Below are 23850 nucleotides of genomic sequence, written 5' to 3' on the forward strand. Positions count from 1 at the left end.
TGAAAAGGCTAATTATGCTCGGTATGATTACAAATTTTTTCAGTGCTGGTGCTACCACTACCCAAGCAATTGGGACAATAAGTGTAAAGCTCTTTGTCACCCTCGCAAACTGGGCATATATTAATACCTTCACCGTTACATTGATGGCATGTTTTATAACTCCTATTTCCCATAGCACCCAGTTGAATTAAAACACCATCTCCACTGCAGGCAGTACATCCAACTTTTCCTTTTGCTTCACAATAATCACATTTTTTTAGCAATTGTTTTTCACCATTGCAGGTTACACAAGTTTCCAGTCTGTAGCCACTCAAATCACAATATTGACATGAAAGACTTTTATTGAGTTGAAGTGCCAATAGCTTTTTTAGTTCTTCTGCATTGTCATAATAGGTACCAGCTTTACCCATTATTTCAAAATACTTATCCAAAAAGCTTTGACTATTTTGATATTGACCTACTTCAAATAAAGTTTTTGCAAATAAATAAGGCATTTCAGAAGGAAGCTTGACTCCTAATTTTAGAATTTTTCTGAATTGGGTGTTTGCGGTCTCATAATCACCAGTTTCCATGGCACTTTGAGCATTTTCATAGTAAAAATTTAATGATTCTTTTTGATTTTGAGCTACTGAATTCTCGAAATTAAATAGGAAAGAGAAAATTAGAATAGAAAAAAAATACTTCATTTTATTATGCTACAATAACTGCTTAGACTGGCTTTTTTTAATACTATCTCTACTAACGAACAAACTTAAAAAAGATTCCAAAAGTCACAGAAAAATTAACCCCCTACTATTTCCTTTAAGTTGTTTATTAAACCTTCCCATACTTCATATTGCTCCTGTTCATCCTCGAAATCAGAATAGTCAACAACTTTCATGTACATGGATTGAGTCAGCTCATTTTCATCTAAATGAATTTCTATAAAAGCCGGATCATCCTCTTCACCTTCTTCAGGAAACTCAAACTTAACAAATTGATTCACCCTATGCCCAGCCATTATTGCCGGATGATCTTCATCATCATATATAAAATTATACTCCTTGTCCTCATTAATATTTACATCATCAGCAAACCATTGTGACAAGCCGCTTGCTGTACTAATATATGGATACAGCATTTTTTTTGAGGCATTTATTTCGAAGTCTCCGGTAAATTTTTTCAGTCCCATAACCTATTCATTTTAATAGTCGATAAGTTAGGATTAAATATGATATATCACAATAAATTCTTTTTCAATTTTTTTTGGATTATGAAATCATAATTCATTATGTTTGCACTCCAATTTCGGACAGACAAATAAATCAAGAGGATTTAGGTGTTAAAATAAATGAGGTCGAAGCAAGTTAGTTTGGCTGTAGAAGCGGAAGTTTCAGCTAATATGCAAAGAAACAAATCTGATTCTCTCTCGATAGAAGAACTTAAATTATTGAAATAAATTAAATGGCGAGGTAGCTCAGTTGGTTAGAGCGCAGGATTCATAACCCTGAGGTCGGCAGTTCAAATCTGCTTCTCGCTACTATTTAAAGGCAGCTTCGGCTGCCTTTTTTGTTATATGCTCGCTGTATTAGTGACTATGATTGCTTCAATAAATTATTATAAACTGTCCGAAGAACTCATTGAGCAGACTCAGTTGCTTAAGGCGCATGATTCATATCCGCCAACTAGTGGACGGCAGTTTTTGGTAGAAAGTCGATAGTAAAAACAAAAAAGGCGAAAATTAGAAATTTTCGCCTGGATACAGTACTGCTTAATTTAAAGAATCAATTACAGTATTTATTATATAATTCTTCGGCACCATCATACCCTATATTCTTAGCCAATTGGATATCATTGCATGCACCTGATTGATTCAAATGAACTTTTAAAGCTCCCCTATATAAATAAGCCTCTGCATTATCTTTATCGTTATTTATGGCAATATTATAATATTCCATTGCGTCCTCTACTTTCCCAGCTTTATGGTAGGCTCTAGCTAATAAGGTAGCCGATCTCGTAGAATTTGTATTTAGTTTATAAGCCTTTTCAAATTGAAAGGCTGCATTTTCATAGTCTTTCTCCCTGTAGAAATGCTTACCATAACTTAAAAAAGCACCCGTATTTCTTGGGTCTATATCTATGACTTCTAAGAAATCCTGAACTGCTTTATCGTATTGTCCTAATTCCTCATATGCACGGCCACGATTATAGATAGCTATTTCATCGGCAGGCTTCATCTCCAGATGCTTATTGTAAAATTGAATTGCAGCTTCGTAATTCTCTTCATTGTAAAGTTGATTAGCTTTGTCAAGCTCATTTTTTTCTTCGCATGAAAAGAAAAATACTGGGAAAATAAGTAATAATACTAAGTTCTTCATTCTTGATTTTTAAAATTAAAATGCAAAAGTAACTCAATTGAGTTAGAAATGCCAAATAAAGAGCACACCGATACCTTGGTGTTAATTACTCATATCAAAGTTGATGGGATATTTAATATTTCTAAAGGACGTTATTTCCAATCCACCTGAACCAACATAGAGCTTTGCATTTATTTTTAGCGGGATTTTATTTTTATCAGCGGAGAACCAACCTAATATTGAATTTTCACCATCAAATATTTTAGTTTCGGGCATTACAGGTGTAACTTTATGCGCTCGCACTTTTCCTATCTCCAACTCCAGGGTTTCATCTCCCAAATAAACAATTTCCAGATTATAAAATGTATCTTCAAAAAATGCAGGAATCTTAATAGTATCCTGTGGCATTAAAGTATCAAAATCTACTGCCCTGAAATAAGCAAAGCCACTGATCAAATCTCTAATCTGTGGTGGGAATTCATAGTACATGGGTTCTCCAAAGTCGTCATCTTTTCTCCCCATACTTTTAATTTCCAACATTTGGGAGTTATGATCATATTTAACTATCTCATTTTTTCTGTAATTCCCTTCTTTAATAAATCTATAAGATTGATGAGGCACCAATGAAGCAGTGTCAATGTAGCCACCCCAATGGTCATCGATTTTGGCTACCCAGTCAACCATGCCAGTGGTTTTTGCTTTTACATCCACTTTGTAAGCCGCTCTGTTATTGATTTTATAGGGGTTTTTATGAACTTTCAGTTGTCCTTTCCCCACGGTAATAAAACTATAATAGATTTTATACTCAATTTCCTCACCAGCTTCAAAGGGGACATTCTCTATGACGGGAAAATCTTCTTGAGGTATTTCCGAGTATAAATCTTCATATCTCTGCCCAACAGCACTACATATAAATAATCCAGAGAGGCAAATTAGTAACAACTTCTTCATAAATAGACTGTTCTTCAAATTAGATGCCAAACAATTTGTAAACGACTAAACGGCAACATTATTCTCTCGAAGTGCCGCATTTAATGAAGTCTTCTTATCCGTACTTTCCTTTCTTTTACCAATAATCAACGCGCAAGGAACTTGATATTCACCTGCTGGAAATTTTTTAGTAAAAGACCCTGGAATTACAACCGATCTTTCTGGAACATATCCAAGATGTTCTACCGGTTCTTTTCCAGTAACATCAATGATTTTAGAACTTGCAGTTAAAGTAACATTAGCACCTAAAACCGCTTCTTTTCCAATCCGAACTCCTTCAACAATTATACAGCGCGAACCAATAAATGCATTGTCCTCTACAATAACTGGAGCAGCTTGAACCGGTTCCAAAACTCCGCCAATTCCTACACCTCCACTAAGGTGCACATTCTTTCCGATTTGCGCACAACTACCTACTGTTGCCCAGGTATCAACCATTGTACCGCTATCTACATAAGCTCCAATGTTAACATAAGATGGCATCATAACGACACCTTCATTCACGAAGGATCCATATCTAGCAATCGCATGAGGGACCACACGAACGCCCAATTTTTCATAGCCGGTTTTTAGCTTTATTTTATCATGAAATTCAAAAGGGCCAACATTTATAGATTGCATTTTTTGAAGAGGGAAGTATAAGATCACCGCTTTTTTTATCCATTCATTTACCTTCCAATTTCCGTTGCCATCAGGTTCGGCAACTCTAATTTTTCCATGGTCCAACTCCTCCACTACAGTCTTCACCGCTATCTGTGTATCTTTATCTTTTAATAATTCTCTATTGTCCCAAGCCTTTTCAATAAATTCTTTAAATTCCATTTTCTGTTTATATCTTTAATCTGTGGATGATAAAATAAAAGTATTAATCACTTCGGTTCTCAAACCTGTTGATGATGTTCGTTCTTGCTACAAGATTGGACAATCATTAGCGCAAACAAATAAATATGAGGTAAATATCATAGGGTTTGATTCAAAAAAGAAATATCAACATGAAAATATTTTTCTCCATCCTGTATTTAAATTCAGAAGAAATTCAGTAAAAAGGCTATTTGCTCCTTTTTCTGTACTCAAAAAATTTATTAAACTAAAACCTAAACTCATAATAGTCAACACACCTGAATTACTGTGGGTTATGTATTTAATCAAAATATTATTTGGTACTAGAATAATATACGACATACAGGAAAACTATAGATTAAATGTAAAATATAGTGCTGTAGATAACAGCATTACTAAAATCATCTCACTCCTATTCTTATATTTCACAGAAGGGGCTTCTAAATACTTCGTGAGCGGCTACTTCCTAGCTGAAGATTGTTATATAAACCAACTTAATTTCTTCCATAAGAAGCCTTATATCAAGCTATTGAATAAATCTGTACAACCAATACAGGAGATTGATAAACCTATTATCATAGCAGAGGGTATGCCTATAAAATTTATATATAGTGGGACCATTGGTGAGTCATATGGAACAATTGAAGCCGTAGATTTCTGTAAACAACTGTATAAACTTAATCCCAAAATTACTTTAATAATTGTAGGTTATTCATCTGATTATAAATACTTTAAATTACTACAAAAGGAATGCGAAAACCAAAGTTTTATTAAGCTAATAGCAAATGACAGCCCGATCCCGCAAACAGAAGTAATTGATCAAATCAAGAACTCTGATGTAGCCCTACTCCCTTATCATTTAAATTACAATATTAAAGGTCGCTTTCCAACTAAGATATATGACTACTTGGCACTAGGAATACCTATGATTATCCCTCCTCACACAAGATGGAAAGCTTTTTTAGAAAAATATAATGCTGGCATATGTGTTAATTACCAACATCCAAATAATACGGCTACCATTTTAAAACAACTCTATGCAACTGAATATTACAGATTTCGGCCCAAATCTGAAATTCAATGGAAAAGCCAGGAGGCAACGCTCGAAAAATTCATTGACAATGTTTTGTCTAATTAATTTTTTAGCCTTAGCTAAACATTGATAAAAATACTACTTATCAGCATTTAAAGCGAGTTTTAAATATTTATTGAAAATATTTTTAGATTAACCTAATTTTATTTTACTTTGCAGTAAATATGATTTGGAATGAAGAAATTAAGTTTCGCTGAAGAAAATTATCTGAAAGCTGTTTACCATCTTTCAAATGCTGGAGAGTTGGATGTTACTACCAATTCCATTGCGGAAGAAATGGACACCAAAGCTGCTTCCGTATCCGATATGTTGCGGAGACTATCTGAAAAAGAAATGGTCGTTTACCGGAAATATCAGGGCGTAAAAATTTCTGAGAAAGGCAAAATCGCTGCCTTGCAAGTCATCCGTAAGCACCGCCTTTGGGAAGTGTTCTTGGTGGAAAAATTGAAATTCAATTGGGATCAAGTGCATGAAATTGCTGAGCAATTAGAACACATTAAGTCTCCCCTATTGATCCAAAGATTAGATGAATTTTTAGGGCATCCAAAGTTCGATCCACATGGTGATCCTATTCCTGACGAAAATGGATTATTCAAAGAAAAGCCCCAAGTACCACTGGCCGAAGTTGAGATCTCAGGGGATGGAATTGTGGTGGCAGTCAAAGATACAAACTCCATATTTTTGCAACATTTAGATCGTATAGGAATTTATCTTGGAGCCAAAACTAAGGTTACCGAAAAAGTAGAGTTTGACGGTTCCATGGAAATACTCGTTGACGGGAAAAATAAATTATTCATCAGTAAAGAAGTAGCAGAAAATGTATTGGTCACTCACTAAAATAGTACTCTTTTTTTTCATTCTTAGTTTATCATTTTCTTGTACTAATACAGAAAAAAAAGGCCAGCAAACGTATATAGTTTGTACCACCGGAATGATTAAGGACGCAGTAGGAAATATAGTTGGAAATAAAGCAAAAGTTGATGCTTTGATGGGACCTGGTGTGGATCCTCATTTGTACAAAGCTACCCAAGGTGATTTGCAAAAATTACAACAAGCAGATATCATTGTTTATAACGGCCTATTTTTGGAAGGAAAGATGGGGGAAATCCTTCAGAAGCTCAAGAGAAAAAAGACAGTTATTGCGATGGCTGAACTACTTCCAAATGAAACTCATCTGAATAATACAGAGTTTCAAGGTGCCGTTGATCCGCATATTTGGTTTGATGTAAGTTTATGGAAACAAGCCATTGAATTACTAAGTTTTGAATTGATAAAGACCGACAGCATTAATCAAGATCTCTATCGTTCTAATACCGAAAAATTTACGTACAAATTGGATAGTCTACATCAAGCTGTTGAATACCAAACTAATAGAATTCCAGATAACAAAAGAGTTTTAGTCACTGCTCATGATGCCTTTGGTTATTTTGGAAGGGCTTACAATATAGAAGTACGAGGTTTACAAGGCATCTCAACCCTTTCAGAGTTTGGCTTGCGGGATATTAGTAATTTGGTGGATTACATAGCAACAAAAGATATCCCAGCTATTTATACTGAAACATCCGTTTCTAAAAAAGCAATTCAAGCCGTTTTAGAAGGCTGTAGAAGTCAGGGTCATAAGGTTGTTATTGGTGGAAGTTTATATTCTGATGCTATGGGAGAAGTGGGGACCTATGAAGGGACCTATATTGGAATGGTTGATTCAAATGTAGAAAAGATTGTCTCTGGATTATTGATAGAATCAAAAAATATAGAAAATGATTAGACAAGTTGAAAATCCTATTATCGAAATACACGATCTTTCTGTTGCTTATGAACGGAAACCCGTTCTGTGGGACGTTGACTTAAGTCTACCTGAGGGACAACTAATTGGAATTATTGGGCCGAATGGTGCCGGAAAATCGACTTTATTGAAAGCGATAATGGGTTTACTTCCCCTCAATAGTGGGTATATTCAGATTAATGGTAAGCCCCTAGAAGAAATGCGCCACAAAATCAGTTATGTTCCACAAAGGGAAAGTGTAGATTGGGACTTCCCCACCTCCGTTTATGAAGTGGTGATGATGGGCAGATACGGGCAACTGGGCATTTTCAATAGACCAAAAAAGGCAGACAAAGAAATTGTAATGGATAGCCTAAGAAAAGTGGGTATGGAACAGTTTAAAGATCGCCAAATATCTCAGCTTTCGGGTGGACAGCAACAAAGGGTTTTCTTAGCTCGCGCACTGGCCCAACAAGCAGACATCTATTTTATGGATGAGCCTTTTGCGGGTGTGGACGCCTCCACAGAAAAAGCTATAATTGAGTTGTTGGGTGAAATGTCGGCCCAAAACAAAACAGTGATTGTAGTTCATCATGATTTGCAATCAGTTGCAAAATATTTTGATTGGATTATCCTCTTAAATATGCGATTGGTTGCCTCAGGACCTATAAACGAGGCTTTTACACCTGAACTCTTGCAAGAAACTTATGGTGGTAAACTAACCTTATTGACTGAAATAAGTGATTTGATTCAAAAAAATAGATTTCCAAACAGAGAATAGTATGTGGGAAAACGCACTCAGCTTTTTTGATTTTAACGATGCCAATGTAATTTATGTATCTTTAGGTACCATAATTTTGGGAGCTGGCGCTGCTGTTGTTGGAGCATTTACTTTCTTTAAGAAAAAAGCTTTAATTGGTGATGCAATTGCGCATGCTATTCTTCCTGGTGTCTGTTTAGCTTTTATTTTAAGTGGCACTAAGAACTATTTCTTATTAATATCGGGGGCTTTTTTCACAGGATGGTTATCGATTATTGCCGTTGATTACATCGTAAAGAAGTCAAAAATTAAGGAAGATACCGCAATTGGACTTATCTTGTCTGTATTTTTTGGCGTGGGAATTATGCTTCTCACCTATATACAGCAATCAGGCAATGCAGCTCAAACTGGACTAGATTCATTTCTTTTTGGCAAAGCAGCTAGCATGTTAGCTCAGGATGTGGTTGTTTTTTCGGCAATCAGTATCATTCTTATCTTTATGATTTTGCTCTTTTATAAGGAATTAAAACTAATCACTTACGATAAAGATTTTGCGCAGTCTGTAGGTCTACCTGTAAAATGGATTGAATTTCTTCTAAGTTCTTTGACCGTATTAGCAGTAGTTACAGGTATTCAAGCGGTAGGTGTAGTTTTAATGGCTGCACTTTTGATTACTCCAACTGCAGCTGCTAAGTATTGGTCTGGCAGCCTATCCATAATCTTAATACTAGCTGCTTTTATAGGTGGCTTTTCTGGTGTTTCAGGAGCATTTATAAGTTATATCGCTCCAAATATGCCCACAGGTCCCTGGGTGGTGATGGTGTTATCGATGTTCGCTATCTTTTCAATATTATTTGCACCAAAAAAAGGATATTTCTCAAGATTATGGCAGCAACTGAAAAATAGGAAGCAGATTCAAGATGAAAATATTTTGAAAGCATTTCATCAAATAGCGGAATTTGAAAATTCATTTGGCGAACCTAAATCATTAGAAAAACTAAGAGAAAAAAGATATTATAGCCTTCGACTAATGAAGAGGATTCTTGTTAGGCTAAAAAGACAAGGATATTTGAAGCGGAATCAAGCAGGATTTTTCCTTTCAGATTATGGACAAAGAAAGGCAGCTAGATTAGTGAAATTACATAGACTTTGGGAACTCTATTTAACAGAATATTTACGGATTGCTCCTGATCATGTACATGAGGATGCTGACACAATAGAGCACATAATAACGCCTGAACTGGAGAGAAAACTTGAAGAAAAATTAGGATATCCTGAAGTAGATCCACATAATTCGAAAATACCATATAATTAATACGAAAAAGCAAAACATATCCACTATTCAGACGATTGAATACATAGAAACAATTAAAAAAATAATATTATGAGATTATTAAAATTAACATTCGGCATAATAAGTATAAGCTTATTCATTGCATGTGGTGGAAATGGTTCTCAAGAAGAATCTACTACCAAGGAAAAAACGATGACCTCGAAAGAGATCATGCAGCAAAAGGCTAAAGAACGCGCAGAATCTCCAGAGGCATCAAAGTCAGAAGAAGATGCTGCAAATAAAAATGAACAAGATGTGGTAGAAATTACGATCGAAGGAAATGATCAAATGAGGTTTAATCTTGATGAGATGAAAGTAAAAGCAGGTTCTACCGTTAAGCTGACATTGAAACACGTGGGCAAAATGACTAAACAGCAAATGGGCCACAATTGGGTGCTTTTGACTAAAGGAACAGACATAATGGAATTTGGTCAAAAAGCAGCAGGAGCGGCTGATAACGATTATATACCTGAAGCCGAAGCAAGTAAAGTTATTGCTAACACCAAAACTTTAGGCGGTGGAGAAGAAACTACGATTACCTTTGAGGCACCAGAGAAAGGAACATACGACTTTATCTGTTCATTTCCAGGCCATGTTGCTTTAATGAAAGGTAAATTTATAGTTCAATAAAAGATTTAAAGGTGTCATTACATGTTAAATGACACCTTTTTTTTTAAATTCCAAATATGTCCGGATTTTACATCATCTTAACAGGTACTTTGGTAGCCACTGCTTGTGGAATTCTAGGCTGTTTTTTGGTTCTACGAAAAATGGCTATGGTAGGAGATGCCATTTCCCATGCAATTCTGCCGGGCATTGTAATGGCTTTCCTTTTTTCAGGAAGTCGTGATTCTGTGACCATGCTTCTAGGTGCAGGAACTTTAGGAGTACTCACTACCATCATTATTGAATTCCTTCATAAGCAAGGTAAACTACAAACCGATGCATCCATAGGTGTAACCTTCACATGGTTATTTGCAATAGGAGTAATACTAATTTCAGCTTATACAGGACAGGTTGATCTAGATCAAGAGTGTGTACTGTATGGCGAAATTGCCTATGTTCCTCTGGATACAATCATTTTATCATCTGGAATGGACATTGGTCCACAGGCCATCTATTTGATTGGATCGGTATTAATATTAGTGATTCTTTTTGTTGTTTTTGGCTTTAAACAACTCAAAATCACCTCATTTGATCCGGAATACGCAGTAGCACTTGGAATCTCAGCTACTTTGTGGAATTATTTATTAATGGCATTAGTCTCTTTCACTACAGTGGCATCTTTTGAATCGGTAGGAGCTATATTAGTTGTTGCTTTTTTAATTGCACCAGCAGCATCAGCATACTTAATTACAAATAATTTAAAAAACATGATTTGGCTTACTTGCTTGATTGGTTTTTTATGCGCTTTTTTCGGCTATTATCTGGCTGTAGCATTAAACGCCTCGATAGCTGGTGCGATGGCTACCGTTTGTGGATTAATTTTTGCTGTTGTTTTTGCATACGTAAGGATCAAAAGCAAAAAGGTCACCAAGGTTACAAACTTTGAATCAATAAAAGCGTAATTTTATTACTGACGTAATATGTGTTAACATGAAGAATTATTTTTTAAGCATACTGTTTATTGGGGCACTAGTGCTTGTTGGTTTTACAATTAAGCCTAAAACCGAAAAAGAAATTAACTGGCTAACAATCACTGAAGCTTATAAGCTCAATCAGAAAGAGCCTAGAAAAATATTTGTGGATGTGTATACCAACTGGTGTGGGTGGTGCAAAAAAATGGATAAAGAAACATTTTCAGATCCAGAAGTTGTCGAAATGGTGAATGAAAGTTTCTATGCCGTAAAACTAAATGCGGAAAATACTGAACCTATAACAATGGCTGGAGATACTACAACAGCTCAAATGATTGCCCGATCCATGGGTGTTACGGGTTACCCCACTATAGTCTATATAAAAGAAGATTTTAAAACCATTCAGCCTGTGCCTGGCTATCAAAATGCTAAGAAATTCAAGGATACTTTAGAGAAAATTCTTCAATGGGAATAGCAAAATTAATCGAAGGAATTTCATGCAGATGGTTTTTTCTACACTGATTCACCTGCAAATTGAGGTATCTAACGCTAGGTTACATCTTTGTTAGTGCATATATGATAAAATCCAAAAAGGGAATAGTGTTCAGAACATCAGTAGGCATAAGTGCATGCATTATCATGACTATAATGAGTGGATGCAGATTCTTTGCAAAACCATTGGAACTCTCCAGTGAGCACTTCTTGTTCACTGCAACCACACAAACAAGCTCGATAGAAGAAATGCAGGAAGGTATCAAACGAGCAGAAAAGTTATACACCGCCTTAACTAAGATTATTCCCACGGATTTTCAACTCGACTCGGCCATTGCCGTAAAGCTAAACGGCAATTATGAAACTCAAGGACCATATGTAGATAGCAACGGAACTATACAGCTGTGGCGCTACTCAGCTTCTGAAGGAGGGTACTGGTCACTCTTCACTCATGAACTGGTGCATGCCATTGCATTTAGTACCTCTGTTAAGCTCGGTGCACTAGAGTGGTCGTCTCTCGGTTTCTACAATGAGGCTTGGGCGGAGTACGTAGCACAGCTCATCGACCCAGAAAAGACTGGGTTTCCATTTTACGGTTTCAACGAAAACGTAGTTGCTGGTCACTGGGTATCACAGGGGGGCTAACACTTGCATTACTTCGAACTTCACATGAAGAACTCAATCTGTCTTGTGCACATCAGTCCTACACGATGCGTGCTTCATGGTTCCGATTTGTGGATGAAACCTATGGCCGTCATGCCACATTGGAAATTATGTACGGGGGACGGGAAATGACACCTGAGGTAGTTGAAGAAATTCTAGGAGACTCATTGGTAAATGTTGATGATACATGGCAAACATGGATTATTGAACGTTATGAATCACATCCGGGAGCTGACACCGAAGCTGCCGCTTATCGTGCTAATATCTCATATTATCAGCCTTGTCAATAACTTCATACAGAGCATCCTACTAACTTAATCATAACAGGTTAAAATTGGGTAATTTCATGCCTTACTCATATCCCGATTTATATTTTTAAAGCGAGTTCCGTTGCTTGCTTAATCGCTTTTTTGGCATCCAATTCAGCAGCTTCAAAGGCTCCTCCTATTAAATGCGATTTTATTCCTTGTTCGGCAAGGGAGTTGAATAAACTTTTTTCTGGCAATTGTCCAGCACATAAAATAATATGATCCACCTCTACTAACTCTTGCTTTCCATCTTTAGTAATATACAAGCCTTTATCATCAATTTTATCATATTGAACATTGGTCACCATTTTCACTTGGCGATTGCGTAATGAATTTCTGTGTACCCAGCCTGTGGTCTTACCTAGCCTCGCTCCCATTTTACCCTCCGAACGCTGAAACATTACAATTTCTCTTGGCGCTTCTATTTTGATAGGTTTTCCTTCCACTCCTCCCCTTTTTTCGAAATCCATATCTACTCCCCATTCCTTAAAAAAAGATTGCAAGTCATCATGATTTTCTTCCTCAGGATGAGTGAGATATTCGGCAACATCAAAACCAATACCTCCTGCCCCAATTATAGCTACTTTTTTACCCACTGGCTTATGTGATTTCAGCACATCAATGTATGAAAGCACTTTTTCATTTTCCTGACCCGGTATTTTTGGATCACGAGGATTAACTCCTGTGGCTACAACTACCTCGTCAAATTCTTTTAATTCTTCAGCTGCTACTTTTTCACCTAACTGTAAATTAACTCCCGTTAACTCTAACTGCTTTTTATAATAACGCAAGGTCTCGTAAAACTCTTCTTTGCCTGGGATCTGTTTCGCCATATTGAACTGGCCGCCAATCTCTTCTGCTGCATCAAATAAAGTTACTTCGTGTCCACGTTTTGCTGCTTCAGTGCTAAAAGCCAATCCAGCTGGCCCTGCTCCAACTACCGCCAGCTTTTTAGTTTGCTTAAGCGGTTGGGAAACTAGTTCTGTTTCATGGCAAGCTCTTGGGTTCACTAAACAGCTACTTGTAATATTTTTGAATACATGATCTAAGCACGCTTGATTACAGGCAATGCAGGTATTGATTTCATCCTCTCTTCCTTGCTCCGATTTATTGATGATTTCCGGATCGGCCAAAAATGGTCGAGCCATGGATACCATGTCTGCCTGACCTGAAGATAAAATCTCTTCAGCTGTCTGCGGCATGTTAATACGGTTTGTGGTAATTAAAGGAATACTTACTTCTTCTTTCATTCTTTCGGTCACCCAAGTAAAAGCTGCTCTTGGTACGCTAGTTACAATTGTTGGGACTCTCGCCTCATGCCAACCAATACCAGTATTAATGATACTAACTCCGGACTTTTCCAATTCCTTGGCTAATTGTACCACTTCTTGCCAAGTACTGCCATCCGGAATTAAATCCAACATGGATAAACGGAAAATAATAATGAAATCTTTTCCAACGGCTTCTCTTACGGCTTTGGCGATCTCAATTGGAAATTTAATTCGGTTTTCGTAACTCCCTCCCCATTCATCTGTTCTCTTATTGGTGTGTTTTACAATAAATTGATTAATTAAATAACCTTCAGATCCCATTATTTCCACCCCATCATAACCTGCTGACTTCGCTAATTGAGCTGATTTTGCATAATCTCTAATAGTGGATTTTATTCTTCTAGAAGACATCTTCCAGGGCTTAAAAGGATTTATAGGCGCTTTGATGGCAGAAGGTGCTAAACTAAACGGATGATAACCGTATCTACCGGCATGTAGAATCTGCATGCATATTTTACCACCTGCTTCATGAACTGCATTGGTGATGATTTTATGTTTCTTGGCATGGCTCTTTTTTGTCATTTGAATAGAAAAAGGCTTTAACCATCCTTGCCAATTAGGAGAAACCCCACCCGTCACAATCAATCCGGCACCGCCTTTTGCCCTTTCTGCATAAAAAGCAGCCATTTTCTCGAAGCCATCTTTAGCTTCTTCTAAACCAGTATGCATGGAACCCATTAGAACTCTGTTTTTCAATTGAGTATAGCCTAAGTCTAAAGGTTCAAATAAGTGCGGATAAGTTGAATGTGCCATAATTAAATTTAGTATGCATGCCGAACAATTAGCAATTTATATAATCTTTTCTAAAAGCATTAAAATATCGTGAATTTATTGGTATTTTCGTCACAAAACTGAAAGAAAATGCAAGTAATCACCAATCATACGGTTATCAGAAATAATTTTGAAAAGGCCGTGGAAAAAGTAAATGAAGCAGATCTAGTGATGATTCCGGCTGGCTTCAATAATCACATTCTTTGGAATATCGGCCATGCGGTAGTTACCCAAAATGTTTTACTTTATGGTATGTCAGGTTTAGATTTTACACTCCCTACTGATTTTATTAAACGATATAAAAAAGGAAGTTTTCCCTCTGAGATTGAAAATCCAAAAACTGAATTGGCGAATATTTTTGAATTGGGAAAAATTGCCGATGAGCAACTAAGCTATGATATTCGGGAAATGAGATTTGATGACTATCAGCCTTACGAAACCAGCTTTGGAATAACCTTAAATAGTTTTAATGATGCTTTGCAGTTTAACAATATACATGAAGCAGTGCATTTAGGCTATGTTTTGGCATTAAAAAGAGCTTTGGGTTATTAACATTTTGGTCTTAGCGAGGCGCTAAGACCAGGGGAAGCCCCTTAATCCCCAAAGGGGAAATTACGTTGTAGTTTTTTTTCAAATTGTTGTAGTACAAGTCTTAAAAGCTATCAGCTTATTTCTCCTCATTAGCTACCTTTTTAAAACGTTCCCAACAACCTTCATAACATGTATTCACATCTTCATGAGGCCGTAACTTTAAAAAACCATCTTCTAATTCATAACGATTAAAAAGACGGGGTACAAAATCATCATATTCCTCAATTACACTATCTAATTCTATGTATAACATGTCGCTTATACTATTCGAAGACAATTCAAAAAAACCTTCTTTTCTGCCATCAGGACATCCTACCCCTCGTTGTGTTGTTAAAAAAGATGAATCAGAGTTCAAAGTTATAAAATAACCATCTTCTACATCATAATATCCGCTAATCGCATCCCATTCTTCCACTAATTGCCATTTTCCATATAAAGAATCTTTATCGATTGGCTCCAACTCCTCCTCTACTGTTTCTTCTTTGCAGGAAAAAAACATTAGAAATGGAATTATTATAAATAGTAAGTTTCTCATAAACGGTTATAGTCAATCTAAAGAAAACTTCTGTTTAAAATTCAAACTCACTTTTCCTCATTAGCTACTTTTTCGAAACTTCTGTAGCAACCCTCATCACAAGTATTTACACTTTCATGGGGAGTCAATTTTAAAAAGCCATTATCCATTTTATACCTAAATAAAGAATTAGGTATAATCCCATCTTGTCTATCTTCACATTCAATCCTCATTTTCATGATTTTTCCCTCATCATCTTCATATAAACCATAAGTACCAACTAAAAGCTCCTCACCAGTTTTACAAAAAACAAGATAATTAGTTGAACAGGTAGAGTCTGAATTAAAAGTATAAAAATAACCGTCCTCTAGATATGTGGAACCTGAAGTAGCCCCGCCCCATATCTCTACTAACTGCCATTTTCCATATATAGAATCCTTATCGATTGGCTCCAGCCCCCCCTCTACTGTTTCTTCTTTGCAGGAACTGAACAATAATAATGGAATCATTAAAAATAATAAATTCCTCACAATAAGTACTTTATGATATAAAGAGAGACAAGCTTTAAAAGAATTCATTTCTCCTCGTTGGCTACCTTTTTAAAACGTTCCCAACAACCTTCATCACATGTATGGTAATCTTCATGAGGAGTCAACTTTAAAAAACCATCTTCCAATTCATAACGATAAAAACCACTAACTATTTCGGTCTCACCATTGTCTTGACAAGTAAACGCTACTTCCATTATATCACTAGTACTATCACTTGATAATTTGAATGCACATTTTACATTATCACAATCCTTAAAAGACCAACTCACAGAACAAGTAGAATCTGAATTAAAAGTACGGTAATAACCATCCTCTACTTCATAAGGATCGGACATAACCCCATCCCATTCTTCCACCAACTGCCATTTCCCATATAATGAATCCTTATCGATTGGCTCCAGCTCTTCCTCTACTTTTTCTTCATTACAGGAAATAACGAATAAAAGAGGTAAGATTAAAAAAATTAAGTTTTTCATAATAAGTCAAATTTAGTTGATAATTAATTGCTTGGTTTCGGTTAATCCTTGGTGTTGTACTTTTACCGTATAGGCTCCTTTTTTAATTTCGCTTAGATTAATGGTTGTAGATTGCATTAATTGTCCGTGTGCCACCAACTTTTGGATCTTCGAAACAAATTAAAACTACTGAAATACTTTTAAAAATCGTATGAACGTTTGATGTAAACTTAATAATTAATTACAAACCACCCAAATACATATGTATTTTTTCAAATCGAACCCCACTTACTATTTAAATTATAAAAAGTCTCCCCATTGGCAATTCTAATCGGTGAAGCAATGTTATTATGATATAATTGCCCAGTTCCCAAGCCTTGAGGCATTTTTACTTTTAAATAAGAGGCTAATTGGCAGATGGCATTTAAGCCGATATTAGATTCCAGCATACTAGTCATCCACCAACCAATGTCCATGGATTCGGCTATTTTAATCCACTCCAAAGTTGATTGAATACCTCCTACTAAGCTAGGTTTTAAGATAATAAACTGAGGATTAATATCTTCCAAAAGGGCTAACTTCTTTTCCTTATTATTTATGCCAATCAATTCTTCATCCAAAGCGATGGGCAATGGCGTTTTGCTACATAAAAATGCCATATCATCATTTTTCCCTGCTTTTATTGGCTGCTCAATGGAATGTAAATCCAGTTTTGCTAACTCACTCAATTTGTCCAAGGCCTCTGGTGCTTTAAAAGCCCCATTAGCATCAACACGTAATGTCACTTGCTCTTTTGAATAGTGATTTCGAATGGATTTTAAGAGCGACAATTCAGTATCAAAATCAAGGGCCCCAATCTTCATTTTAATGCAATCAAAACCTGCATCTAATTTTTCCTGAATCTGTTTCTGCATAAACTCTTTACTTCCCATCCATATCAAGCCATTAATGGGAATTCTTTCTTTGCCTTGATAAAAAGGGGTGTCAAAAATGAGTTTCTTACCTCCATTAATGGCATCCAATAAAGAAGTCTCCACTGCAAAGCGAATTGAAGGAAAACCGTCAGGACAAACACTATGAGCAATTTCAAATGCTTCTTCCATAGCGGTTGGTATTTGCAATCCAATCAATTGCTCGCAAACCTTTTCCAATTGGGTTTCCATTTGATCTAATGGCTCAACACTCAGTCCTTTTAATGGTCCAGCCTCTCCAATTCCCACTAATTTATTTTCTGCATACAATTTTAAATACCATGTATCTTTCTCTTTTAAAGTGCCACGGGAAGTACCAGCTTCAAATTTGAATTGCAGGGTATGATGTTGGATGGAAGCCGAAGTTATTCTCATATTTTATATTGTCATTTAATCAATAAACTATTGAAGCTAGGTACTAATCGACTGATAATACCACAAAAATCATCATATGTAAAACTTAATGGCAACTTAAGTCGTTCCTTTTGAAAATTCTAAACAATATGATAAGAAATACTGCCATCATCATTTTAAGTCTATTATTTTTTGCCTGTGCAGCAGAAAACAAAAAGTCAGAGAACACAGAATCCACTTCTATCGCAATTCAAAACACAGAAGCCATTGATACTGCCTATTTTGCTGGTGGGTGTTTCTGGTGCGTGGAAGCTTCCTTTGAACAAATAAAAGGAGTTCAAGAAGCTATTTCAGGCTATTCCGGAGGTGACGAAGAAAATCCGAGCTATAAAGAAGTGAGCTATGGAAGAACTAATCATGCCGAAGCGGTGATGGTGCTTTATGATACTTCCGTCATCAATTATGAAACACTTTTGGATATTTTCTTTGTAGCTCACGATCCTACTCAACTGAACCGTCAAGGGCCAGATGTTGGAAAACAATATCGTTCTGCTATATTCTACAGAAATTCAAAAGAAAAGAATTTAGCGCTTAAGAAAATGAATGAGCTAGCTTCAAAATTTGATGATGAAATTGTAACAGAGCTAACAGCGTTCACTAAATTTTGGGATGCAGAGGACTATCATCAAGATTACGAAAAGAAAAACCCTAATGATCGCTATATAGTAAATGTTTCTAAGCCTAAAATTGATAAGGTTGCTAGAACTTTTAAAGATATTTTGAAGGACTAAATTACACTCCCTTTAATAAGGAGAAAGCACTATTCATAATTAACTTTGCAGAAAAAAGGCATCCATATTTTAATGGATGCCTTTCTTATTATATACTTAGTTGAAAAGCTTATTTCAAATCGAACCTATCCAAATTCATTACTTTATCCCACGCCTTAATGAAATCCTTAACGAATTTCTCTTTAGCATCAGCCTGAGCATAAACCTCCGAAATAGCTCTCAATTGAGAATTAGAGCCGAAAACTAGATCTACCCTAGTCCCAGTCCATTTCTTTTCACCAGTTTTTCTGTCTTTTCCTTCAAAGATATCATCTTCTTTTGCTGGAGCCCATACTGTATCGATATCAGTAATGTTGACAAAGAAATCATTAGTCAAGTTACCTGGAGACTTTGTTAATACCCCATGCTTTGAATTGTTATGATTTGCATTTAACGCACGCATACCTCCAATAAGCACCGTCATTTCTGGTGCACTCAAAGTTAGTAATTGCGCCTTGTCAATTAACATTTCCTCGTCAGGAACTGTAAATGCTGCCCTTCTATAATTTCTAAAACCATCAGCTTCTGGTTTTAACCATTCAAAAGTATCCGCATCGGTCAATTGCTGAGTCGTATCAGCACGGCCAGGCGTAAAAGGTACTTCCACATGATGTCCGGCATCTTTAGCTGCTTTTTCTATTGCAGCACAACCACCCAAAACAATTAAGTCTGCTACAGAAACTTTTTTATTTCCAGACTGCGATTCATTGAACTTTTTCTGAATGTCAGTCAAAGCATTTAACACTTTTGATAATTGAGCCGGTTGATTTACTTCCCAATCTTTTTGAGGAGTTAAGGCAATTCTAGCACCATTTGCACCACCTTTTAAATCTGATCCTCTAAAAGTAGAAGCAGATGACCAAGCCGTATAAACCAATTCAGAAACTGATAATCCTGTTTCTAAAATCTGCGATTTAAGCTCTTTTATATCCTTATCATTAATGATTTCATAATCGACTGCCGGAATTGGGTCTTGCCAATCCAAATCTTCTTCTGGTACTTCAGGGCCTAAATACCTAACCTTTGGCCCATATCCCTGTGCGTTAATTTAAACCAAGCTCTAGCGAAAGCATCTGCAAACTCTTCAGGGTTTTTATGAAAATGTTCTGATATTTTTCTGTAGTCAGGATCCACTTTCATGGCCATATCAGCTGTAGTCATCATAATGCCTACTTTCATAGAAGCATCTTCCGCATCAGGTGCTTTATCTTTATCTTCTATGTTTTTAGGTACCCATTGATGCGCACCTGCAGGACTTTTAGATAGTTCCCAGTCGTAACCAAATAGAACATCAAAGTAACTCATGTCCCATTGCGTTGGCGTTGGTGTCCAGGCACCTTCCAATCCACTTGTGATGGCGTCTCTGCCTTTTCCACTTTTATGACTACTGATCCAACCCAAGCCCATTTGTTCCATTGGAGCCGCTTCTGGTTCTGGACCCACTAATGCGGCATCTCCGGCACCGTGCGTTTTTCCGAACGTATGACCCCCTGCTGTTAAAGCTACTGTCTCATAATCATTCATGGCCATACGTGCGAAAGTCTCTCTAATATCATGAGCAGACTTTTGTGGATCAGGGTTTCCATCAGGACCTTCAGGATTTACGTAAATCAATCCCATTTGCACTGCTGCCAAAGGGTTTTCCAAATCTCGTTCACCAGTGTAGCGATTATTCCCTAACCAAGTATCTTCGGCACCCCAGTATATATCCTCTTCTGGTTGGAAAATATCTTCACGGCCTCCACCGAAACCAAAAGTTTTGAATCCCATAGATTCTAAAGCAACATTTCCTGTTAAAATAAATAAATCGGCCCAAGAAATGCTGTTACCATATTTTTGCTTGATAGGCCACAATAATCTCCTAGCCTTATCCAAATTTCCATTATCTGGCCAGCTATTAACCGGTGCAAATCTTTGGTTACCGGTTCCGGCTCCACCTCGCCCATCACCAGTTCTATAGGTACCTGCACTATGCCAAGCCATTCTGATCATAAAAGGACCATAATGCCCATAATCTGCTGGCCACCAGTCTTGAGAAGTTGTTAATACCTCCTCTATATCTTTTTTTACCTTAGCCAAATCTAATTTCTTGAACGCGGCTGCATAGTCAAAATCCTCACCTAAAGGATTTGAGTTTTTTGAATGCTGATGCAAAATCCCAACATTTAATTGATTTGGCCACCAATCTTTATTCATGGAGCCGTTACCTCCTACTTTGGTATTACCTCCATGCATGACAGGGCATTTCCCTACATCTCCCAGATTATTCATATGTTCCATAGTTGAAAAATTTTAAGTTTCTTTTACTTGTAATTTAGGAATTAAAATTCAATACTTTTTATCTATATTATTTATAACATTATAGATATTTACTATATTTTTCAATAACGTTTTATCTAGTTATAATTTAGTAAATTCCAAGTCAATTAAAAAACAGTAGCTTCTAATTAAGCTAATCTACATTTTAACCTACAGAGTAATAAACACCGGGATCATAAAGGATAAGTCATAAAAAAAGGCGATTGAAATCCACATCAATCACCTTTTCACTATAAAATCAATACTGCTTAAAGAATCTCTAAAACCTTTTCAGGCGGCCGACCGACTACGGCTTTATCACCATTAATAAATATTGGTCTTTCAATTAACTTAGGTTCAGCAATCATAGCTTCAATCCATTTAGAATCTGACAGATCTTTACCCTTATACATTTCTTTAAAAATCTTTTCATTTTTTCGTAAAAGATCTTCTGCTTTCATATCTAATTTCTGAAGTACATCCTCTAATTCAGCATGCGTAGGAATTTGTTTTAAATATTCCACAATCTCTGGTTCAACACCTTTATCCGTAAGAATTTTTAAGGCTTCTCTGCTTTTTCCACATCTGGGATTATGATATAGTCTCATGATCAATCGTTTTTATTAATAAAAAGTAAAGAAAGAAATCACAAATAGCAAAAAACTACCCGATGGTTTCTACTACCAAATTATGGTTTGTATAAATACAAATATCAGCCGCAATGTGTAAACTTTCCCTAACAATATCCTCTGCTGATAGATTATCTCCGGCATGCTTTTTCAATGCAGTGGCTGCAGATTGGGCATACATACTCCCCGAACCTATGGTTGCAATTTGATTGTCAGGCTCTAAAACATCACCGGTTCCAGAAATAATCAATACTTCATCTTTATCCGCAACAATCATCATGGCCTCTAATTTCCTTAAATATCGATCTGTTCGCCACTCTTTTGCCAATTCAATTGCTGAACGCTTCATATTGCCGCCAAAAGCATTTAGCTTTTCATCAAACTTCTCTAGTAAATTAAAAGCATCAGCCGTAGATCCGGCAAAACCGGTCACAATTTTACCATCCTGTAATTTTCTGATTTTTTTGACATTGCTTTTTGCAACAGTGTTACCCATTGTTGCTTGACCATCAGCTCCAATAGCTACTTGACCTTTATGCACAACCGCACAAACAGTTGTTGATCTTATTTTTGACATCTTAATTCTTCTGTTAAATATTAGTAATAAAAAAGTCTCGTTATCAAACAACGAGACTTTGTACTACAGGTTAGTATATTTCTTAAATCAGTATTCTCACTGGATCTTCTAACAATCCTTTTAATGTTTGCAAGAATGCAGAACCCACTGCTCCATCAACTACTCTATGATCGCATGAAAGGGTTACTTTCATTATGTTTCCTGGCACTAATTGACCGTCTTTTACTACAGCAGTTTGTTTGATTCCACCAACTGCTAAAATACAAGCATCTGGCGGATTGATGATGGCTGTAAATTCTTCTACTCCAAACATTCCTAAATTGGAAACTGTGAAAGTATTGCCTTCCCAGTCTTTTGGTTCCAATTCTTTATTTTTAGCCTTTTGGGCAAAATCTTTAGCTTCTGCTGCAATATGAGATAGTGACTTATTATCAGCAAATCGAATTACAGGAACCAACAATCCTTCCTCAACTGCTACCGCCATACCCACGTGGATATGTTGGTTTCTTCTTATCTTATCTCCCATCCACGAGCTATTGACTTTTGGGTGCTGGCGTAAAGCTGATGCTACCGCTTTAATCACAATATCGTTAAAGGAAATTTTCACCGGAGACAACTCATTGATGCTTTTTCTTGCATCCATTGCTTTATCCATGTTGATTTCCATTGTGACATAGAAATGAGGAGCAGTGAACTTACTTTCAGACAGTCTTTTTGCTACTGTTTTTCTCATCTGAGAAACTTTCACTTCTTCATAGCTCTCTTCTCCCACTACTTGTGGAATATTGATTGCTTGACCAGTTGAAGCATCTTTTTGTGGAGCTTCTGAAGATTTTGCTTTTGGAGTAAAGTTCTCCACATCAGATTTTATTATTCTACCATTCCCTCCAGAACCTTCTACATCAGCTAAATCAATTCCTTTATCTTTAGCGATCTTTTTTGCTAGTGGGCTAGCAAATATTCTTCCTCCATCGCTTTTTCGACCTTCCTTATTTGAAGTTTCTGCTGGTGGAGTAGGTTTTGCACTATCTGATCCCGGTTTGCTGTCAGAAGTTGATTTATCTTTTTCTTCTGTTTTCTCCTCCTTCTTATTTTCGTCAGTTCCAGATGATTTTTGCTCGTGGGCCTTTATTAATTTTTCATAATCAGCACCTTCTTCACCAATTACGGCAATAACCCCATCAATTGGAGCTGCATCACCTTCCTTAATACCAATATATAATAAGGTACCATCCTCATAAGCTTCAAGCTCCATGGTAGCCTTATCGGTTTCTACCTCTGCTAAAATGTCACCAGCTTCCACTTTATCACCTTCTTTTTTCAACCAAGAAGCAATAACACCCTCTTCCATAGTATCACTCATTTTAGGCATGGTGATTAAAGTGGCATTAACATCGGAAGCATCTATTGACTCTTCTTTACCACCAGAACTAGTTTCTTTAGATTCTTTTTTATCTGCTTTATCATTGTCAGATTTATTGGAACTAGCTGCTTCTCCACCGTTTTCAATTTCCTTTAATAAACCATCAATATCCTCACCTTTTTCCCCAATGATAGCAATAACACCTTCAATAGGAACTGCATCGCCCTCTTTGACACCAATATGTAAAATCACACCGTCTTCATAAGACTCTAATTCCATTGTAGCTTTATCGGTTTCAACCTCAGCCAATACATCTCCAGATGATACTTCATCGCCCTCTTTAACCAACCATGAGGAAATCACACCTTCTTCCATGGTGTCACTCATTTTGGGCATTTTTATTACTTCAGCCATATATGTATAAATCTTCTATTTCTAATAAACTTGTCAAAAATAATGGG

Annotated in this window: 26 protein-coding genes, 1 tRNA gene and 1 pseudogene; 13 read left to right on the plus strand and 15 right to left on the minus strand. The window is 36.4% G+C overall.

Annotated features, from left to right (window positions below; translation table 11 throughout):
* Positions 1–8: 8 nt before the first annotated feature.
* Together Q3Y49_RS15940 and Q3Y49_RS15945 are read right to left on the minus strand one after the other, a co-directional pair.
* Positions 9–686, minus strand: coding sequence for a molecular chaperone DnaJ (locus Q3Y49_RS15940; protein WP_303269541.1), 678 nt, complete (start codon positions 684–686; stop codon positions 9–11).
* Between the two features lie 95 nt (positions 687–781).
* Complete coding sequence (locus Q3Y49_RS15945) at positions 782–1171, minus strand: START-like domain-containing protein (RefSeq protein WP_303269543.1); 390 nt, start codon at positions 1169–1171, stop codon at positions 782–784.
* A gap of 274 nt (positions 1172–1445) precedes the next feature.
* On the opposite strand from Q3Y49_RS15945, the gene Q3Y49_RS15950 reads away from it, so the two are divergent.
* Positions 1446–1519 (plus strand) — tRNA-Met (locus tag Q3Y49_RS15950).
* Between the two features lie 244 nt (positions 1520–1763).
* Here Q3Y49_RS15950 and Q3Y49_RS15955 read toward each other — a convergent pair.
* From Q3Y49_RS15955 to Q3Y49_RS15965, 3 genes are all read right to left on the minus strand, one after another.
* Complete coding sequence (locus Q3Y49_RS15955) at positions 1764–2357, minus strand: tetratricopeptide repeat protein (RefSeq protein WP_303269545.1); 594 nt, start codon at positions 2355–2357, stop codon at positions 1764–1766.
* 81 nt (positions 2358–2438) lie between these two features.
* Positions 2439–3287: a DUF3108 domain-containing protein gene (locus Q3Y49_RS15960; protein ID WP_303269547.1), complete on the minus strand. Its 849-nt coding sequence runs from the start codon at positions 3285–3287 to the stop codon at positions 2439–2441.
* Positions 3288–3332: 45 nt separating this feature from the next.
* Positions 3333–4148, minus strand: a complete 816-nt coding sequence (locus Q3Y49_RS15965; protein WP_303269548.1) for a 2,3,4,5-tetrahydropyridine-2,6-dicarboxylate N-succinyltransferase — start codon at positions 4146–4148, stop codon at positions 3333–3335.
* Between the two features lie 22 nt (positions 4149–4170).
* Here Q3Y49_RS15965 and Q3Y49_RS15970 point away from each other — a divergent pair, with 22 nt between their 5' ends.
* From Q3Y49_RS15970 to Q3Y49_RS16015, 10 genes are all read left to right on the plus strand, one after another.
* A complete protein-coding gene (locus Q3Y49_RS15970) occupies positions 4171–5304 on the plus strand; it encodes a glycosyltransferase (protein WP_303269550.1) in 1134 nt (377 codons plus the stop codon).
* Between the two features lie 129 nt (positions 5305–5433).
* On the plus strand, positions 5434–6096 hold the full coding sequence (locus Q3Y49_RS15975) for a metal-dependent transcriptional regulator (protein WP_303269551.1): 663 nt from the start codon (positions 5434–5436) through the stop codon (positions 6094–6096).
* Entirely contained in the window at positions 6077–7024 is a 948-nt protein-coding gene (locus Q3Y49_RS15980) for a metal ABC transporter solute-binding protein, Zn/Mn family (protein ID WP_303269552.1), read from the plus strand. The genes Q3Y49_RS15975 and Q3Y49_RS15980 overlap by 20 nt, the downstream gene beginning before the upstream one ends.
* The gene (locus Q3Y49_RS15985; protein ID WP_303269553.1) at positions 7017–7802 is read left to right on the plus strand and encodes a metal ABC transporter ATP-binding protein; all 786 of its coding nucleotides are present in this window, start codon (positions 7017–7019) and stop codon (positions 7800–7802) included. The genes Q3Y49_RS15980 and Q3Y49_RS15985 overlap by 8 nt, the downstream gene beginning before the upstream one ends.
* A 1-nt stretch (position 7803) precedes the next feature.
* Positions 7804–9096, plus strand: coding sequence for a metal ABC transporter permease (locus Q3Y49_RS15990; protein WP_303269554.1), 1293 nt, complete (start codon positions 7804–7806; stop codon positions 9094–9096).
* Positions 9097–9165: 69 nt separating this feature from the next.
* Positions 9166–9744, plus strand: a complete 579-nt coding sequence (azu, locus tag Q3Y49_RS15995; RefSeq protein ID WP_303269555.1) for an azurin — start codon at positions 9166–9168, stop codon at positions 9742–9744.
* Between the two features lie 56 nt (positions 9745–9800).
* Positions 9801–10682 (plus strand): metal ABC transporter permease, encoded by an 882-nt coding sequence (locus Q3Y49_RS16000; protein WP_303269556.1) that lies wholly within the window; start codon positions 9801–9803, stop codon positions 10680–10682.
* A gap of 28 nt (positions 10683–10710) precedes the next feature.
* Complete coding sequence (locus tag Q3Y49_RS16005) at positions 10711–11166, plus strand: thioredoxin family protein (protein WP_303269557.1); 456 nt, start codon at positions 10711–10713, stop codon at positions 11164–11166.
* A gap of 101 nt (positions 11167–11267) precedes the next feature.
* The gene (locus tag Q3Y49_RS16010) at positions 11268–11828 is read left to right on the plus strand and encodes a hypothetical protein (RefSeq protein ID WP_303269558.1); all 561 of its coding nucleotides are present in this window, start codon (positions 11268–11270) and stop codon (positions 11826–11828) included.
* Between the two features lie 65 nt (positions 11829–11893).
* Complete coding sequence (locus Q3Y49_RS16015; protein WP_303269559.1) at positions 11894–12136, plus strand: hypothetical protein; 243 nt, start codon at positions 11894–11896, stop codon at positions 12134–12136.
* 77 nt (positions 12137–12213) lie between these two features.
* Here the strand turns inward: Q3Y49_RS16015 and Q3Y49_RS16020 are convergent, their stop codons facing one another.
* Complete coding sequence (locus tag Q3Y49_RS16020) at positions 12214–14238, minus strand: NADPH-dependent 2,4-dienoyl-CoA reductase (RefSeq protein WP_303269560.1); 2025 nt, start codon at positions 14236–14238, stop codon at positions 12214–12216.
* A 108-nt stretch (positions 14239–14346) separates the two neighbouring features.
* Between Q3Y49_RS16020 and Q3Y49_RS16025 the strand changes: the two genes are divergently transcribed.
* Positions 14347–14808 (plus strand): DinB family protein, encoded by a 462-nt coding sequence (locus Q3Y49_RS16025; protein WP_303269561.1) that lies wholly within the window; start codon positions 14347–14349, stop codon positions 14806–14808.
* A gap of 115 nt (positions 14809–14923) precedes the next feature.
* Here the strand turns inward: Q3Y49_RS16025 and Q3Y49_RS16030 are convergent, their stop codons facing one another.
* The 5 genes from Q3Y49_RS16030 to Q3Y49_RS16045 form a co-directional block, all read right to left on the minus strand.
* Positions 14924–15382, minus strand: coding sequence for a hypothetical protein (locus Q3Y49_RS16030; protein WP_303269563.1), 459 nt, complete (start codon positions 15380–15382; stop codon positions 14924–14926).
* Positions 15383–15429: 47 nt separating this feature from the next.
* Positions 15430–15891 (minus strand): hypothetical protein, encoded by a 462-nt coding sequence (locus Q3Y49_RS16035; RefSeq protein ID WP_303269564.1) that lies wholly within the window; start codon positions 15889–15891, stop codon positions 15430–15432.
* Between the two features lie 44 nt (positions 15892–15935).
* Complete coding sequence (locus Q3Y49_RS16040; RefSeq protein WP_303269566.1) at positions 15936–16388, minus strand: hypothetical protein; 453 nt, start codon at positions 16386–16388, stop codon at positions 15936–15938.
* Between the two features lie 12 nt (positions 16389–16400).
* Positions 16401–16523, minus strand: a complete 123-nt coding sequence (locus tag Q3Y49_RS18780; protein WP_367892456.1) for a T9SS type A sorting domain-containing protein — start codon at positions 16521–16523, stop codon at positions 16401–16403.
* Between the two features lie 116 nt (positions 16524–16639).
* Entirely contained in the window at positions 16640–17713 is a 1074-nt protein-coding gene (locus Q3Y49_RS16045; RefSeq protein WP_303269569.1) for an o-succinylbenzoate synthase, read from the minus strand.
* Positions 17714–17841: 128 nt separating this feature from the next.
* Here Q3Y49_RS16045 and msrA point away from each other — a divergent pair, with 128 nt between their 5' ends.
* The gene (msrA, locus tag Q3Y49_RS16050; RefSeq protein ID WP_303269570.1) at positions 17842–18483 is read left to right on the plus strand and encodes a peptide-methionine (S)-S-oxide reductase MsrA; all 642 of its coding nucleotides are present in this window, start codon (positions 17842–17844) and stop codon (positions 18481–18483) included.
* A gap of 109 nt (positions 18484–18592) precedes the next feature.
* Here the strand turns inward: msrA and katG are convergent.
* The 4 genes and pseudogenes from katG to Q3Y49_RS16070 form a co-directional block, all read right to left on the minus strand.
* Positions 18593–20802 (minus strand): annotated as a pseudogene (gene katG / locus Q3Y49_RS16055) (catalase/peroxidase HPI).
* Positions 20803–21089: 287 nt separating this feature from the next.
* Positions 21090–21428 (minus strand): arsenate reductase (glutaredoxin), encoded by a 339-nt coding sequence (gene arsC / locus Q3Y49_RS16060; protein ID WP_303269571.1) that lies wholly within the window; start codon positions 21426–21428, stop codon positions 21090–21092.
* 55 nt (positions 21429–21483) lie between these two features.
* Positions 21484–22026 (minus strand): ATP-dependent protease subunit HslV, encoded by a 543-nt coding sequence (hslV, locus tag Q3Y49_RS16065; RefSeq protein WP_303269573.1) that lies wholly within the window; start codon positions 22024–22026, stop codon positions 21484–21486.
* 82 nt (positions 22027–22108) lie between these two features.
* Positions 22109–23803: a pyruvate dehydrogenase complex dihydrolipoamide acetyltransferase gene (locus Q3Y49_RS16070; protein ID WP_303269574.1), complete on the minus strand. Its 1695-nt coding sequence runs from the start codon at positions 23801–23803 to the stop codon at positions 22109–22111.
* Positions 23804–23850: the final 47 nt, after the last annotated feature.

Origin of the sequence: Marivirga harenae (assembly GCF_030534335.1) — a bacterium.
GTDB classification, from domain to species: domain Bacteria; phylum Bacteroidota; class Bacteroidia; order Cytophagales; family Cyclobacteriaceae; genus Marivirga; species Marivirga harenae.